The organism is Nocardia neocaledoniensis, from assembly GCF_003182135.1.
Taxonomy (GTDB): Bacteria; Actinomycetota; Actinomycetes; order Mycobacteriales; family Mycobacteriaceae; genus Nocardia; species Nocardia neocaledoniensis.
This window is the reverse complement of record NZ_QGTL01000002.1, coordinates 76,122-92,239: the sequence shown is the minus strand read 5'-3', so window position 1 is coordinate 92,239 and position 16,118 is coordinate 76,122. Positions and strand designations below refer to the sequence as shown.

General features: G+C 71.1%; 4 protein-coding genes. All 4 read right to left on the bottom strand.

Going from position 1 to position 16,118, the window contains the following annotated elements; all coding sequences use genetic code 11:
* Positions 1-43 precede the first annotated feature (43 nt).
* From DFR69_RS04735 to DFR69_RS04720, 4 genes are read right to left on the bottom strand one after another with little or no spacing between them, the layout of a single operon-like run.
* Entirely contained in the window at positions 44-841 is a 798-nt protein-coding gene (locus tag DFR69_RS04735) for an ABC transporter permease (RefSeq protein WP_110036216.1), read from the bottom strand.
* Positions 841-1,659, bottom strand: coding sequence for an ABC transporter permease (locus DFR69_RS04730; RefSeq protein ID WP_110036215.1), 819 nt, complete (start codon positions 1,657-1,659; stop codon positions 841-843). Before DFR69_RS04730 ends, DFR69_RS04735 begins: the two co-directional genes overlap by 1 nt.
* Complete coding sequence (locus tag DFR69_RS04725; protein WP_110036214.1) at positions 1,656-2,642, bottom strand: ATP-binding cassette domain-containing protein; 987 nt, start codon at positions 2,640-2,642, stop codon at positions 1,656-1,658. The genes DFR69_RS04730 and DFR69_RS04725 overlap by 4 nt, the downstream gene beginning before the upstream one ends.
* Complete coding sequence (locus tag DFR69_RS04720; RefSeq protein WP_110036213.1) at positions 2,639-16,075, bottom strand: non-ribosomal peptide synthetase; 13,437 nt, start codon at positions 16,073-16,075, stop codon at positions 2,639-2,641. The genes DFR69_RS04725 and DFR69_RS04720 overlap by 4 nt, the downstream gene beginning before the upstream one ends.
* Positions 16,076-16,118: the final 43 nt, after the last annotated feature.

The window sequence follows — 16,118 nt, the reverse complement described above, 5'->3', positions numbered from 1 at the left end:
GAGGGTACTGCGTGGTCGCGCGCGCGACGGTCGCGGGCCGAGGTCATCGGCGACTGGCCCGCCGGAAGCCGATCGCGGCGGGGACGGCGAACAGCACGATAGCCCCGGCCGACCAGATCAGCGTGAGCACGAGCGGCCGGGCGATGGGCCCGTGGTCGGCGAGCCCGCGCATGGCGTCGACGGCGACCGACATGGGCTGATTGCGCACCACCGGCTGGATCCAGGTGGGAAACGCGACGAGCGGCACGAACCCGGTGCTGAAGAACATCATCAGCGAGGTGAGGATCGTGATGCCCTCCACCAGTGAGGCTTTCGCGGTGAACACGGCCACGGCGGTGACGATCGTGGCGAACGCCAGCCCGAACAGCACGGGCACCAGCAGGAACACGAGCGCGGCCAGCGGGCCCTGATGGAAACGGAAGCCGAGCAGGAAACCGACGAGCACCACGGCGAGGGTGCCGAGCACGATCCGGCAGCCCTCGGCGATGATGCGCGAGGCCAGCCCGGAGGCGCGGTGTACCGGCAGCACCCAGAACCGGGCCAGCAGCCCCGCGTCGCGTTCGCGGCCCAGCAGCACTCCGCTCGCGACGGCGCCGGAGAGCGCGCCGACGATGGCAACCATCGGCACCGAGCCGTAGAGCGCGTCCTCGCCGGTGAACTTCTGGATCTGCCCGCCGACGACGATGTCGAGCATGATCAGCAGCAGGCACGGGATGAGCAGGGTCTCGAGCAGGGTGATCGGATTGCGCGCCCAGCGCAGCAGCAGCCGTTGGGTCTGGATCGCGGTGTGCCGGACCAGCGCGCCCACCGAGGTCTCCGACGCGGGGTTCGTCGTGGACATCACGCCCTCCTCGCGCTCAGCCGGATGGCCAGTGGGGTGCAGATCAGCAGGATCGCGCCCACCCACAACAGCGGCGGGCCCATCAGCGACCAGCTCACCGTGCCCGCGTTGCCCGCGGTGTCACCGGCGAGGGCGCGCAGGGCGGTGGCGAACTGCGAGACGGGCTGATTGCGGACGAACCACTGGATCCAGCTGGGGAACTGACTCGCGGGCGCGAGCCCGGTCGAGAGCATGCCGAAGATCAACGGCGGCAGCACGAGCGCCTGGGAGGTGGCCTCCGGACTGCGCGACACCGTTCCGATGACATCGGCGCCGAGGGTGAAAGCGAGCCCGATGAGCAGCGAGAACGCCAGGAAACCGAGGGTGTGCGCGGCGTCCAGCCGGAACCGGAACCCGATGACGTACCCCGCCGCGACCGCCGCCGCCAACGAGATGAGCAGCCGGAAGACATTGGCCGACATGCGCGCCGCCACCGGAACGAGCGGCCGCAACGGCATCGAGCCGAACCGCCGGTTGAGTCCGGCGACGGAATCGGTGGCCGCCCGGAACGCCGCCGAGATGGCGGTGAACGCCGCGGCCTGCAGGATCACCAGCGGCATCATGTACTGGGCGTAGCTGCTGAAACCGTTGCCGGAGAACATCATCACCGTCTTGAGCGGAATGTAGAAGCTGGCGGTGAACGCGGCGGGCGCCACCACGGAGGCCAGCACCTCGCCGCTCTTCACCGACGGGACGATCAGGCGCGTGGTGAGCACCCACCACTGCTGCACGGTGTCGGGTGTGGCGCGCAGGTCGGTGCGCCAGGTGGTGGCGGTCACGAGAACGCCTCCGACGCGGGCTCGGTCGTGGCGAGATGCCCGGTGAGCTGCAGGAAGACATCGTCGAGGGAGGGGCGGCGCAGGGCGATGTCGACGAGCTCGACGGCCGCGTCGTCGAGCCGGCGCAGCGCCTCGGCGAGCGTTTTGGCGCCGTCGGGGGCGGGGATGGTGATGCGATCGGTCTCCGGGCCGAGCGTCGCCAGGTGGTCGGCGGGCAGCAGCGAATCGAGCGCGGCCACGATGGCGGGCAGTTCCTCGAGGTCGAGCGGGACGATCTCGCAGTAGCTGCCGCCGGTGCGGTGCTTGAGTTCGTCGGCGGTGCCCGAGGCGATGACGACACCGTGGTCGATCACGATGATCCGGTCGCTGAGCGCGTCGGCCTCCTCGAGGTATTGGGTGGTGAGCAGGGTGGTGATGCCTTCCTTCTTGAAGCCGCGCACGAGATCCCAGACTCCCTGCCTGCTGCGCGGGTCGAGGCCGGTGGTCGGTTCGTCGAGGAACACCACGTCGGGCCGGACCACCAGTCCGCAGGCGATGTCGATGCGCCTGCGCATGCCGCCGGAATAGGTGCCGACGCGGCGGTCGGCGGCCCGGTCCAGGTCGAACTCGCTGATCAGTTCCCTCGCCCTGGCCTTGGCCGCGGGTTTGCGCAGGCCCATCAGCCTGCCGAACATCACGAGGTTCTCGTAGCCGCTGAGCATGTCGTCCAGGGCGGCGTACTGGCCGGTCAGCATGATGGATCTGCGCACCGCGGCGGGATCGGCGACGACATCGTGTCCGGCCACCACCGCCCGGCCCCGGTCGGGGCTGATCAGCGTCGACAAGACGTTGACCATGGTGGTCTTGCCCGCGCCGTTGGGCCCGAGTATCCCCAGCACTTCGCCGGGCGGGGCCTCGAAATCGACGCCGCGCAGGGCATGGACCTCGCCGAACGATTTCTCGATGCCTTCGACGCGCACGCCGCCGGAACTCGTTGCGCTCATCGGTCTCCTGCTTCCATGTGGTCGTCGAGCACCGGCGAGATCGCCGACAGTGCTTGCGGAGTGGTCATCTCGTCGTGCGTGACGTCGACGGGGACGTCGACGATCTCGCCGGTCACGTAGGGCCGCCAGCCCTCGGGCCCCATCCATTCGGCGGGGTCGACGGTGGCCGTGAAATACAGGACGTCGCCGTCGTAGACGGGGCGCTGATAGCCGGTGCGGGTCCCCGCGGAGGCGTTGTAGGAGCCCGCCATGCGTTCGATGGTGGCGGCGTCGAGGAGTTCGACTCCGCCCATCTTCGCGGCGATGAGCTGGGCGGCTTCGGCGGCGGTGGCCTCGGCGGGGACGTTGTCGATGCCGAAGATCGAGCCGAAGGTGTTGATGAAGGCGCCGGGGGTGAGGCGCTCGATGGTGTCGCCGTCGATGTCGGCGGTGTCGGTGTCGAGCAGGGCGACCACGCCCACCCGCTCGCCCGCGGCCGTCAGCTCGACGGCCATGGCCTGGGCGATCAGCCCGCCGAACGACCAGCCGAGCAGGTGATACGGGCCGTGTGGTTGGACGGCCCGTATCTCGCGCACGTACCGCCGCGCGAACTCCTCGATCGAGCGGGCGGAGGGCTCGCGGCCGCTGAGGTCGGGGGCCTGTAGTCCGTAGATCGGGCGGCCTGGACGCAGTCGTTCGGCGAAACCCAGGTAGCTCCAGGACATTCCGGAGGAGGAGTGCACGCAGAACAGGGCGGGGCGGTCGCCGCCGAGCCGGATCGGCAGCAACACGTCCAGGCCGAGTCCGGCGGGTCCGGCGTCGGCGGCGCGCGCCGCCAGCGCGGCGGTCTCCTCGGCCGCGGCCCGCTGGGCGGCGGGAGAATCGGCGAATCGCGCTGCGGCGCTGAGCGCTTCGGCCCAGAGGTCGGCCAGTTCGGTGACGGCCTCGCGGGTCAAGAGGTGTTCCGGGTAGCCGAAGTCGGCCCGCAGGCGGTCGCCGGACACCAGGGCGTTCACATCGATCGCCGACATGGCCGGGACATCGGGATGTTCGGCCGCGTGCAGGTCGCCGAGATCGTCGGCGGGGAGCCAGCCGAGACCCTCCAGCCCGGCGGGGATCTCGGCGGAGGTGTGGCGGCCGAGATAGTTGACGACGATCTGTCCGGGCAGCCGGGTGGGGAGTTGCGCGGCGGTGTCCGGGTTCAGGTAGCGGAGCAGGCCGAAGCCGATTCCCTTGTCCGGCACCGCGAGCAGCTGATGCTTGACGGCGCGGATCGCGGTGCCGAGGGCCGGACCGCCGGCGAACGCGTCGTCCAGATCGATGTCGTCGAGGTCCAGGCGCACCGGGTACAGGGAGGTGAACCAGCCGATGGTCCGGGACAGGTCGGCGCCGGGCACGATCTCCTCCTGGCGTCCATGGCCTTCCAGGCGCAGCAGCGCCGATCGCTCGTCGACACCGCGGCGGGCGCGCCACCGCATCAGGGCCAGCGCCAGGGTGGCGTAGAGGCCGTCGGTGACGCTGCCGTGGAACAGCCGCGGCAGGGTGGTGAGCAGGGCGTCGGTGACCTGCTCGGAGACCTCGAGATCCACGCGGCGCACGGTCGGGCTCAGGTCGATCGCGGGATCGAGTTCGCGGTCGCCGAGCGGCGGGTCGGGGCAGTCGACGACGCGCCGCCAGTAGCCGAGTTCCTCGGCGCGCTCGCCTGCCGCCTCGGTGAGGGCGTACGACCAGCGACGCATGGAGGTGCCCACGTCGGCCAGGACCGGGGTGGCGCCCGCCGACACCTGCGCCCACGCGCCGATCAGGTCCTGCACGAGGATGCGCCACGAGACACTGTCGATGGCGAGGTGGTGGGCGACGATGATGAGCCGTCCCGGGCGGGTGCGGGCGCCCGCGTCACCGACCTGGTCGAGCCAGCGGAACTGCAGGACCACGCCGCGCGCGGGGTCGAGGCGGTTCATGGCGGCCTCGAGTTCGGTCTGCGCGTATTCGCGCAGGTCGATGCTGTCGAGCGCGTCGAACTCGGTGCGGTGCACCAGGGCGTCGACATCGACGGAGCCGGGCTCGGCGACCCGCAGGTGCCAGCCCTGCTCGTCCCGCCAGAGCCGCGAGCGCAGCATGTCGTGGCGGTCGAGCACGGCGCCGAGGGTCGCGACCAGGCCCTGGCGCTCGATGCCGACGGGCAGTTCCAGCACCGCGGTCTGGGCGAACCGGTCGAAGTCGCCGCCGCGTTCGACCATGTACCGGACGATCGGGGTGAGCGGGAGTTCGCCCACGCCGCCGCCGGGCAGCTCGGCCAGCTCGACGGCCGCGCCCGCGGTGTCGACGGCCGCGGCGAGCGCGCCGACCGTGCGGTGCTCGAACACCTGCAGCGGAGTGCAGTGCACGCCACGCAGTTTCGCCTGCGTCACCAGCTGGATCGCGAGGATGCTGTCACCGCCGAGGGCGAAGAAGGAATCGTCCACCCCGACGCGGTCGCGGCCGAGCAGTTCGGCGTAGACCTCGGCGAGGATCTGCTCGGTCGTCGTCTCCGGTGCGCGGTACGGCGCGTCCTCGACGGTGAACACGGGTTCCGGCAACGCTTTTCGATCGAGCTTGCCGACCGCGTTGATGGGGATCTCGTCCAGGACGACGAAGGCCGCGGGGACCATGTACCCCGGCAGGATGTCGGCGGCTTCGGCGCGGATCCTGGCGATGTCGAGGTCGATGCCCGGGGAGCGCACCAGATAGGCGGCGAGTGCGGTTGCGCCGGTAGGGCCTGGAACACCCAGTGTCACAGCGACGTCGACGCCGTCGAGGCGGCTGAGGACAGCGTCGATCTCGCCGAGTTCGATGCGCTGGCCACGGACCTTCACCTGGAAGTCGGTGCGGCCGAGGTACTCCAGGGTGAGTACCTGCTCCCGGTCCGGGTGCGCCCGGTGCTCCTGGTGCCCGACGGCCTCGACGTGACCACCCCGGGCGAGGCGGGCGTTGCCGGTCCAGCGCACGAGATCACCGGTGCGATAGAGGCGTTCGCCGGGCGCGCCGAACGGGTCCGCGACGAAGCGCGTGGCGGTCAGGCCCGGGCGGGCGTGGTAGCACCGTGCCATGGCGGAGCCGGCGAGATAGAGCTCACCGGCGACGCCGACCGGTACAGGTCGGAGCCGGTCGTCGAGGACGAGGGCCGCCGCGCCGCGGATCGGTGCGCCGATGGTCACCGGTTCGTCCGCCGACAGGGGCGCCGAGGCCGTGGCCCAGATGGTGTATTCGGTCGGGCCGTACAGGTTGACCATGGTCCGCCCGGACTCGTCACCGCACCAGCGCGCGACGAGGTCGGGGCCGACCGCCTCACCGGCGACCGCCAGGACCCGCAGGCTCGAGACGGTGGCCGGGTCGATGGTGGCCAGCGCCGACGGGGTGATCACCATGTGCGTCACCGACTCCGCCGCGATCAGCTCCGCGAGCGGGCCGCCGCCGAAGACGTCGGGCGGCGAGATCACCGACGCGCCGCCGGCGCCGAAGGCCATCAGGGCCTCGAAGATCGATGCGTCGAAGCTCGGTGAGGCGACCTGGAGTACGCGGGCCTGTTCGTCCAGGCGCAGGTCGGCGCGTTGCGCGGCGACCAGGTCGGCCAGCCCGCGGTGGCTGACGGTCACGCCCTTCGGCGTTCCCGTGGAGCCGGAGGTGTAGATCATCCAGGCGGGGCTGTCGATGTGGATGGGGGCCGGGAGTTCGGTGGTGGTGAGCGAGGCCGCGCTCATCGCGTCCAGGTGGGCGGCGCATTCGGGGTCGTCGAGGACCAGCCACCTCGTGGTGTCGGGCAGCTGCGGCCGGTAGGCGGCCAGCGTCAGCCCCACCGGCGCCCCCGAATCGGAGAGCATGTGCGCGATCCGATCCGTGGGATGCTTCGGATCCACCGGCAGGAACGCCGCGCCGGTCTTGGCCGCCGCCCAGATGCCGATGTGGAGCTCGGCGCACCGGGGGAGGCCCAGTGCCACCACGGTTTCGGTGCGCGCGCCCGCGTCGATGAGCAGCCGGGCGAGCTGGTTCGAGCGTGCGTCGAGTGCCTGGTAGGTGGTGCTGGCGGCGGGGGCGTGACCGCTGGCGTCGGCGGCGCGATCGTCCGGGATCTGGATGACGAGGGCGGGGCGGTTCGGGTGGGTGGCGGCGGTGGCGGTGAGCAGGCGGGCCAGGGTGGTCGTGCCGCTGGTGGACGGGCCGCGGACCGGGATCAGTTCGGCGCGTTCGGATTCCGCGAGGATGTCGATGTCGGCGATGCGGAGGTCCGGGTCGTTGAGGACCGCTGTGAGCACCTGGCGCCATCTGGCGGCGAACTCGGTGACGGTGGGCGGGTCGAAAAGGTCTGTCGCGTAGGTGAGTACGCCCTCGATGCCCGCGGGGCCGGTCTCGTCGAAGCGCTCGCGCAGATCGAGGGTGAGGTCGAAGGCGGAGGAGCGGCGATCGAAGTCCTCGACCTCGAACCGCAGGCCGGGGAGTTCGAGGACCGGCTCGACGAAGTTCTGCAGCGACAGCGACACCTGGAACAGCGGGTGATGCGCGGTCGACCGGACCGGGTCGAGCACCTGGACGAGCCGCTCGAACGGCACATCGGCGCGGGCGAAGGCTTCGAGGTCGGTGGCCCGCACCTGCCCGAGCAATTGCCGGAAACCGGTGCCCGGATCGACGGGGGTACGCAGGGCGAGCGTGTTGACGAACATGCCGACGAGGTCGTCGAGCGCGGCCTCGCCCCGGCCCGCGACCGGCGTGCCGATGACGACGTCGTCGGTGCCGCCCAGCCGTGCGAGCAGCACCGCCAGCGCGGCGTGCACCACCATGAAGACGCTGACGTTGTTCGCCGCGGCAGTGTCGACCAGCGCGCGGTGCGTCCGCTCGTCGATGGTGAAGGCGACGTCGTCGCTGCGCATCGACTGCACGGCCGGGCGCGGGCGATCGCTGGGCAGCTCGAGTGCGTCCGGCGCGCCCGCGAGAACCTCGCCCCAGTACCGGATCTGCTGCGCGGCCATCGAATCCGGATCGGACTCGCTGCCGAGCAGTTCGCGATGCCACAGGGCGAAGTCGGTGTACTGCACACCCAGCGGCACCCGATCCGGCTCGTCTCCAGCCACCCGCGCCGAATACGCGGCGACCAGATCGCCGGCAAGCGGCGCCATCGACGCACCGTCGGCACTGATGTGGTGCACGACGAGGACGATGACGTGGACGGGTGGGTGTTCCCCCGCGTCTGCGCCCGAGGGGGAGCCGGCGACCGCTGCTGCGCGCATGTCGGTGCCACCGGTCCGGTCCGGCGCTGGCGTGCCGATGTAGAACAGGGCGACGCGCAGGGGCGGTTCTCTGGTGAGGTCGAAGCCGGTTCCGGCCAGGTCGTTGATGCGGGCACGCAGGGGCGCACCGTCGTCGGTGGTGACGACCGGCATGGGGGGAACGGCGGTGTCGACGTCGACGACGACCTGGCGCGGGCCCTCGGCGTCGGCGGGGTAGCGGGTGCGCAGGGTCTCCTGGCGTTCGACCACGTCGGCGAGGGCGCGGCGCATGGCGTCGACATCCAGGTCGCCGGTGAGGCGAAGGGCGATGGCGATGTTGTAGGCCGAGGAGCTGGGGTCGAGCTGGTTGAGGACCCACATGCGCTGCTGGGCGGGGGAGAGCGGGACGCGGTCGGGGCGGATGCGCGCGGCCAGCGCGGGGCGGCCGGGACCGCCGTCGGCGGCGGGCACGACCCGGGAGGACAGGTGCGCGACCGTGGGGGCGTCGAACAGGTCGCGCAGGGCGATGGTGGCGCCGAGGGCGGAATTGACGCGGGCGACGACCTTGGTGGCGCTGAGCGAGTTGCCGCCGAGTTCGAAGAAGGACTGGTCGACGCTCACCCGCTCGGCGCCGAGCACGTCGGCGAACACCCGGGCGACGGCCTCCTCGGTCGGCGTGCGGGGCGCGAGGTACGGACGGTCGGTCACCGAGAAGTCCGGTACCGGAAGGGCTTTGCGGTCCAGCTTGCCGACCGGGGTCAGCGGAATCTCGTCGAGGACCACGACGTAGGCGGGCACCATGTACCCGGGCAGCTCGGCGGCCACCCCGGCACGCACCCGTTCGGTGTCGAGATCGATCCCGGGCACCGGCAGCACATAGGACACCAGCACCGTGGCGCCCGCAGGTCCCGCGCGGCCGATGGTGACCGCGTAGTCGATCTGGTCGTCGCGGGTGAGCACCGCGTCGATCTCGCCCAGTTCGATACGCAGCCCGCGGATCTTGACCTGGAAGTCGCTGCGGCCCAGGTATTCCAGTGCCAGGTCGCCGTCGTTCTCGACCCAGCGCACCATGTCACCGGTGCGGTACATGCGTTCCCCGGCGGCGCCGAACGGGTTGGCGACGAAGCGGCTCGCGGTCATCTCGAAGCGGTTGAAATAGCCACGGGCCAAGGCGGGGCCGGCCAGATACAGCTCGCCCTGGATGCCGACGGGGACCGGTCGCAGCCAGCCGTCGAGCACGACCACCGCCGCACCCCGGATCGGCCCGCCGATGGTGACCGGTTCGCCCGCGACGAGTTCGGCCGGACCGGTGGCCCAGATGCTGAATTCGGTGGGGCCGTACAGATTCAGCATGCGCCGCCCCGGCGCCCACTTCTCGATGAGCTCGGGTGTGGCGGCTTCGCCGGCGACCGAGAGCACGCGCAACGCGTCGAGTCCGGCCGGTTCCATGGTGGCCAGGGCCGACGGCGTGATCACCGCGTGGGTGACCCGCTCGGTGCGCAGCAGCTGGGCGAGTTCGTCGCCGCCGTACACCTCGGGCGGCGACACCACGAGCCTGCCGCCCGCCGCGTGCGCGGTGAGCATCTCGAATACGGAGGCGTCGAAGCTGGGGGAGGCCACCTGCAAGGCGCTGGCCGTCGGGTCCAGATCCATGGTTTCCCGCTGGGCGGCCGTGAGATTGGCGACGCCGCGATGACTGAGCAGCACCGCTTTGGGCTTGCCGGTGGAGCCGGAGGTGTAGATCAGGTAGGCGGTGTGATCGAGGTCGATGGGACCGCCGCGCTCCGCGTCGGTGATGGGCGCGTCGGAGACCAGCATGGCGCGGCGCAGGGTGTTCAGGTCGTCGAGCAGCAGCCAGTCGATGGTGGCGGGCAGTGTCTCGCCGATCGCGGTGACCGTGACGCCGATCGGCGCCTTGGAATCGGCGAGCATGTGCTCGATCCGTTCGACCGGGTAGCTCGGGTCCAGCGGCATGAACGCCGCGCCGGTCTTCACCAGCGCCCACACCGCGACCACCGATTCCAGCGAGCGGGTGAGCGCGAGCACCACGAACACCTCGGGCCCGATCCCGCGCCGCAGCAGCACGCGCGCGAAGCGGTTCGACCAGGCGTCGAGTTCGCTGTAGCGCATGGACAATTCGCCCGCGGTGACCGCGACCGCGTCGGGGTCGATGGCCGCGCCCGCCGCCAGGATGTCGGGCAGAGTCCGCATGGGCAGGGCGCTCGGGCCGCGCACCGGCGCCAAGGCGGCCCGTTCGATGTCGTCGCAGGGCTGCAGCTGCGAGACCAGGGCATGCGGGTGGTCGGCGAGCTGCCCGAGCAGCCGCACGAACCGGTCGAGCAGCGACTGCGCGGCGGTGGGGGCGAGCTGATCTGCCAGGAATTTCACGGTGATGCGCAGCGCGTCGCCGGTGTCGCCGCGCAGCGGGATCACCATGAGGTTCAACGGATACGGCGTCGCGTCGGTGCCCTCCACGTCGAGTACCCGCATCCCGGCGATGTCGAGCGCCTGCGACAGCGCCTCGCGATCGATCGGATAGGACTCGAAAACGGTGAGGGTGTCGAACAATTCGGCCAGACCCACCGCGCGGTGGATCGCCGCGAGACCGACGTGCTGGTGATCCATGAGCCGGGCCTGCTCGGCTTGGACGCGGGCCAGCAGATCGCTCACCTTCTCCGCCGGATCCAGCGTCACCCGCACCGGGACGGTGTTGATGAACAGCCCGACCATCTCCTCGACGCCGGACAACTCCGGCGGTCGCCCCGACACCGTGCTGCCGAACACCACATCGGTGCGGCCGGTGAGCATGGCCAGCAGCATCGACCACGCCGCCTGGACGAGGGTGTTCACCGTCGCGCCCGCCTCGCGGGCGGCGGCCTCGAGCACCCGGACGGTGTCGGCGGTCAGCTCGTGCGAGAGCATGCCGGTCTCGGTGGACTCGATGCCGGCCAGGGTGGGCACAGCGCGGGTCGGGGTGTCGATCCCGGCCAGGGCCTGCCGCCAGGCCGCGAGGGAGGCGTCGGCGTCCTGGGCGGCGAGCCAGGACAGGAACTCGCGGTAGGAACGTGCGGGCGGCAGCGCCGCGGCGTCACCGTCGGTGACGTAGAGCGCGAGCAGTTCGCGCACGAGCAACGGCGTCGACCACCCGTCCAGCACCAGGTGGTGATTGGTCATGACGAGCCGGAATTCGCCCGGTGCGGTGGTGACGAGGGTGAAGCGGACCAGCGGCGGTCTGGTCAGATCGAAGCGGGTGCGCGCGTCGAGCGCGATCACCCGATCGAGCTCGCGCGTGCGCTCCTCGGTGTCGGCGATATCCGTGAGATCGATCGTGTCCCAGCGGATCTCGGCGTGGTCGAGGACGAGCTGACGCGGCCCGTCGTCGGTTTCCACGAACGCCACCCGCAGATTCTCGTGCCGGTCGATCAAGCCCTGTGCCGCGCGGCGCAGGCGGGCGGCGTCGACCGTGCCGGCGAGGGTGAGCAGGGACTGGACCGTGTAGCCGTCGGCGGTGTCGGAGTCGTAGAGGGCGTGGAAGAGCAGGCCGTACTGCAGCGGGGACAGCGGCCAGACATCCGCGAGGCGCGGGTATGCGTTCTCCCATCGCTCGATCTGTGGCTGGTCGAGCGTGACCAGGGGGAAGTCCGACGGGGTGCGGCCACCCGCGCCCGCGTCGGCCGCGTGGATGACCAGCGCTTCGAGCGCGGCCGACCAGAGATCGGCCAGCTCCCGCACGGCGGCGGCGTCGAGCAGTCTGCTCGCGTAGGCCCAGGTGACTTCGAGGCCCGCGTCGGTGTGCACGGCATTGATGTCGACCACAGCCGCCAGGGGCGCATCGTCGTCGTTGGTCGCGGCGAAGCGGCGCGGGATCCACGGATCGGCGCCGCCGGTGACCGCGCGGCCGAGGTAGTTGAAGCTGAGCTGCGGGGTCGGGGCGTCGGCCAGTGCCCGCGCCGTCTCGTCGTCGAGGTAGCGCAGCAGGCCGTAGCCGACTCCCTTGTCCGGGATCGCGCGCAGCTGTTCCTTGGTCGCCTTGATCGCCGCTCCCGCCGACCGACCGCCGGCGAACGCGTCGGCCAGGTCGATCCCGGTCAGGTCGACGGCGACGGGGTAGACGCTGGTGAACCAGCCGACCGTGCGTGCGACATCCGCGCCGGGGAGCAGGGATTCGCTGCGGCCGTGGCCCTCGAGGGTCAGCAGCGCGCCGGTGCGGTCGCGCCACCGGCAGACCGCGAGGGTGAGGGCGGCGAGCAGCACATCGTCGGCGCCGCAATGGAATCGCTCCGGCAGGGTGGTCAGTACCGAGTGCGCGAGATCGGCCGGAATCTTCGTGCGGTACTCCGCCATGGTGGCGACGGTGTCGCCCGCCGGATCGAACGTGGCGTGGCCGTACGCGGTGTCCGGAGTGGCCAGAATCCTTTGCCACACCGGCAATTCGTCGCGGCGTGCGGCCGCTTGCTCGGGCTGGCTGTATGCCCACCGCCGGAACGAAGTGCCGACAGGGTCGAGCGCGCCACCGTACGCCGCGGTGGCCAGGTCGGGCAGCAGGATTCGCCACGAGACGCCGTCGGTGACGAGATGGTGCAGGACCAGCCAGCACAGGGGCGAGTCCTCCGGCCGTTCGAGCAGGACGTACCGGGCGACGACACCGGAGGTGGGGTCGAGCCGGTCCGCGGCCTGCTGGAGGGCGCGCTCGATCAGGTCGCGGTCGCGGGAGCTGACGGAGTCGAGGGTGGTGCCGGCGTCCTGCGCCGTGGTACCGGCGGAGGTGTGATCGTTGGTGCGTGCGGCTTCCGGCTCTACCCGGACCACCTCGATCAATTCGTCGACGTCGATCGAACCACCTTCGGCCACAACCCATTCCCAGTGGCCTTCGACTTGCCGCAGCGACGAGCGCAGCAGGTCGTGGTGCTCGGTGAGCGCCTGGATCGCCGTCGCCAGCGCGGCACGATCGGTGCCCGCGGGCAGACCGATCAGCACCGCCTGGGCGTAGCGGTGCCAGGTGTCGCCGTGCTCGAGCATGGCGTGCACGATCGGGGTGAGCTCCACCGGACCGACACCGCCGCCGGGCAATTCGTGCACCACGGCGGCTTCGGTGGTGGTGGCGACCGCGGCCAGGGCGGCGACGGTCTTGCGCTCGAAGACATCGCGGGCGCTGAAGCCCAGTCCCGCGGCCTTGGCGCGGGAGACCAGCTGGATGGAGACGATGCTGTCGCCGCCGAGGGCGAAGAAGCTCTCGTCGACACCGACCACATCCAGCCCGAGGACGTCGGCGAACAGCTCGGCCAGGAGTTGTTCGCGTGGGTTCGACGGCGCCCGCAGCTCGACCGCCCTGGCGCTGAAATCCGGGGCGGGCAGAGCCTTGCGGTCGACCTTGCCCAAAGGAGTGAGCGGCACCCGATCGAGGACCATCACGACCGACGGCACCATGTAGGCCGGAAGCTGTTCACCGACAGCGGCTTTCACCGCCTCGGGATGAACCTCCGCGCCCGGCGCTGCCGTCACGTACGACACCAGCGCCGTCGCACCCGAGGGTGATTCGACGCCGAGGGTGATCGCGTAGTCGATCTCGGCCAGCCGCTGCAGCGCGGCATCGATCTCACCCAGCTCGATCCGGAAGCCGCGCACCTTCACCTGGAAATCGCTGCGTCCCTGGTATGCCAGGGTGACGTGGCCGTCGGCGGCCGTCCACCGGACGAGATCACCCGTCCGGTACATCCGCTCACCCGGCGCGTGCGGATTCGGGACGAACCTGCTTGCGGTCAATCCGCTGCGGCGGTGATACCCGCGCGCCACTCCGGGACCGGCGAGATACAGCTCGCCCAGGGTGCCCGGCGCGACGGGCCGCAGCCACGGATCGAGCACCAACCCGGTGACACCGTGGACGAGACCGCCGATGGTCATGGGCGCTCCCGGCCGCAGCGGTGCGCTCAGCGTGGTGGTGACCGTCGTCTCGGTGGGCCCGTACCCGTTGAGCAGTACCCGGTCCGACCACTTCGACACCAGTTCCGGCGGACACGCGTCACCACCGACCACGATGGTGCCCAACTCGGGCAGCGTCGCCGGATCCAGCGAACCGACCACCGCGGGCGTGACATTGAGATGGGTGACCCGATGCGCGCGCAGCACCTGCGCCATGTCCTCGCCCGCGTACGCCGACGGCGGCACGATCGCCAGCGCGGCGCCGCTCGCGAGCGTCACCAGGATCTCCTCCACGGAGATGTCGAAACTCGGCGAGACAGCGTGCGCGACAACCGAACCCGTGTCGACACCGAAACCGCCGCCCGAACCCGCGACGAGATTGGCCAGGCCGCGATGCGACACCAGCACGCCCTTGGGCAGGCCGGTCGAGCCCGACGTGTAGATGATGTAGGCCACCTGATCCAGGTGGACCGCGCCCCGCCGATCGGCATCGGTGAGCGGCCCGGTCTCCTGCTCGGCGATCCGGCGCACGGTCGCCTCGTCGTCGAGGCAGAGCCAGGAGACGCTGTCCGGCAGCGACTTCCGTGCCTCGGCCACGGTCAGCCCGCTGACCACGCCGCTGTCGCCGACCATGTGCTCGATCCGGTCGGCGGGATAGGTCGGGTCGATCGGCACGAACGGCGCGCCCGTCCTGGCCACCGCGACGGTGGCCAGCACCGACTGCGCGGAGCGGGGAATCGAGAGCGCCACACCGTGTTCCGGACCCGCGCCCGCGGCGATGAGCACCCGGGCCAGCCGGTTCGTGTACTCGTCCAGCGCCCGGTAGGTGAGTGTTTCCGCGTTGCCCCAGCGCAGGGCGACCGCGTCCGGGTCGATGGCCGCGCCCGCCGCCAGGATGTCGGGGAGGGTGCGTGGCGCCACGCCGGCAGGACCACGCGCCGGCACCGAGAGCGCCTGCTCGTCGGCCGCGAGGACGGGCACCGTGGACAGCGGCGCGTCCGGCCCCGCCGCCAGGAACTGGTACAGGAACAGCAGGAACCGTGCGTGGTGGGCGGCCAGCTCGGCCGGGCTGTAGAGATTGCCGTTGCCCTGCAGGTCGATGTGGGTGCTCTCGCCGCCCACCCCCGGATACAGGTTGACGAACAGGTCGTCGATGAGCCCCGAGGTGAGCACGTGCAGGCGCCCGACGACCGAGCCCAGCGCGATCCTGGTGTCGACCATCATGAGATTCACCGCGGGCCCGAACGACGCCGCCTCGTCCATCGACCAGCCCAGATCGCGGACGATGTCCTCCTGCCGGTACCGCTGACGGCGCAGCGCGCCGGTCAGCTCGCCCTGCACCGCGCGGATCGCGTCGGCCACCGTCGTCGTCGGCGCGAGGGCGACGCGCAGCGGGACGACATTGGCGAGCATGCCGCCGGACCGGCGCAGCGTCGCCGAGGTCCTGGCCGACACGGGCAGACTCAGCACCACCTCCGTCGCACCGGTCATCGCCGCGAGATACGCGCCGAACGCCGCCACCACGGTCGGCGCCACACCCGAATTGACCTTCGCCGCAACGGTGTCGAGCAACGCCGCGGTCTCCGCGGGCAGCGCGCCCGACACCCGGGCCGGGTGGGCGTCGACGGGCGCGTCCCGGCCGGCGAGGTTCACCGGATCGGCCATCCCGGCCAGGTGCGCGCGCCAGTACTCGCGATCGGCCGCGAAGCGCTCGGAGGTCCGGTACGCCAGATCGGCCTCGACGATCTTCGACAGCGGTTCGGCCTTGGACGGCGGTGGCTCGCGGCCCTCGACGAGGGCGTTGTAGAGCTCGCCGGTCCGCTGGACCAGGGCGAGCGCGCCCATGCCGTCCAGCACGATGTGGTGCATTCGCGCGTACAAGAACCAGCGTTCCTCGCTCACCCGCAGCAGCGCGACCCGGACTAATCGGTCGGTCATCATGTCGAGTGGGGCGGAGTACTCCGCACGCATCCAGGCGTGGGCGGCCGTCTCGGGGTCCGGTTCGGCCCGGAAGTCCAGTTCGTCGACCTCGTCGTCGAGCGAGAGGTCGACGAGCTGGCGCGGCTCGCCGTCGACGTCGACCAGCCGCACGTACCCCGTGCCGAATTCGCGGCCGGTGCGCCGCACGGCGTCGGTCAACGCCGCGTGGTCGACCGGGCCGGTCAGCTCGATGTACTGGGCGATGGAGATGGGGGTCTCGCCCGCGATGTGCTGGGCGAACCAGATGCCGCGCTGGGCGGCGGACAGGGGAAGAGTGGCCTCGGTCGTCGTCGCACGCGAGGAAGACTGGGTCATGAGCAGACCTGCGTTCTCATGTGTGGAGCTCGGTGTTCACCAT

What these genes read in the sequence shown, in the direction of transcription:
- DFR69_RS04725 (WP_110036214.1), bottom strand. Translation starts at nt 2,642, where the DNA reads ATGAGCGCAACGAGTTCCGGCGGCGTGCGCGTCGAAGGCATCGAGAAA.
- DFR69_RS04720 (WP_110036213.1), bottom strand. Translation starts at nt 16,075, where the DNA reads ATGACCCAGTCTTCCTCGCGTGCGACGACGACCGAGGCCACTCTTCCC.
- DFR69_RS04735 (WP_110036216.1), bottom strand. Translation starts at nt 841, where the DNA reads ATGTCCACGACGAACCCCGCGTCGGAGACCTCGGTGGGCGCGCTGGTC.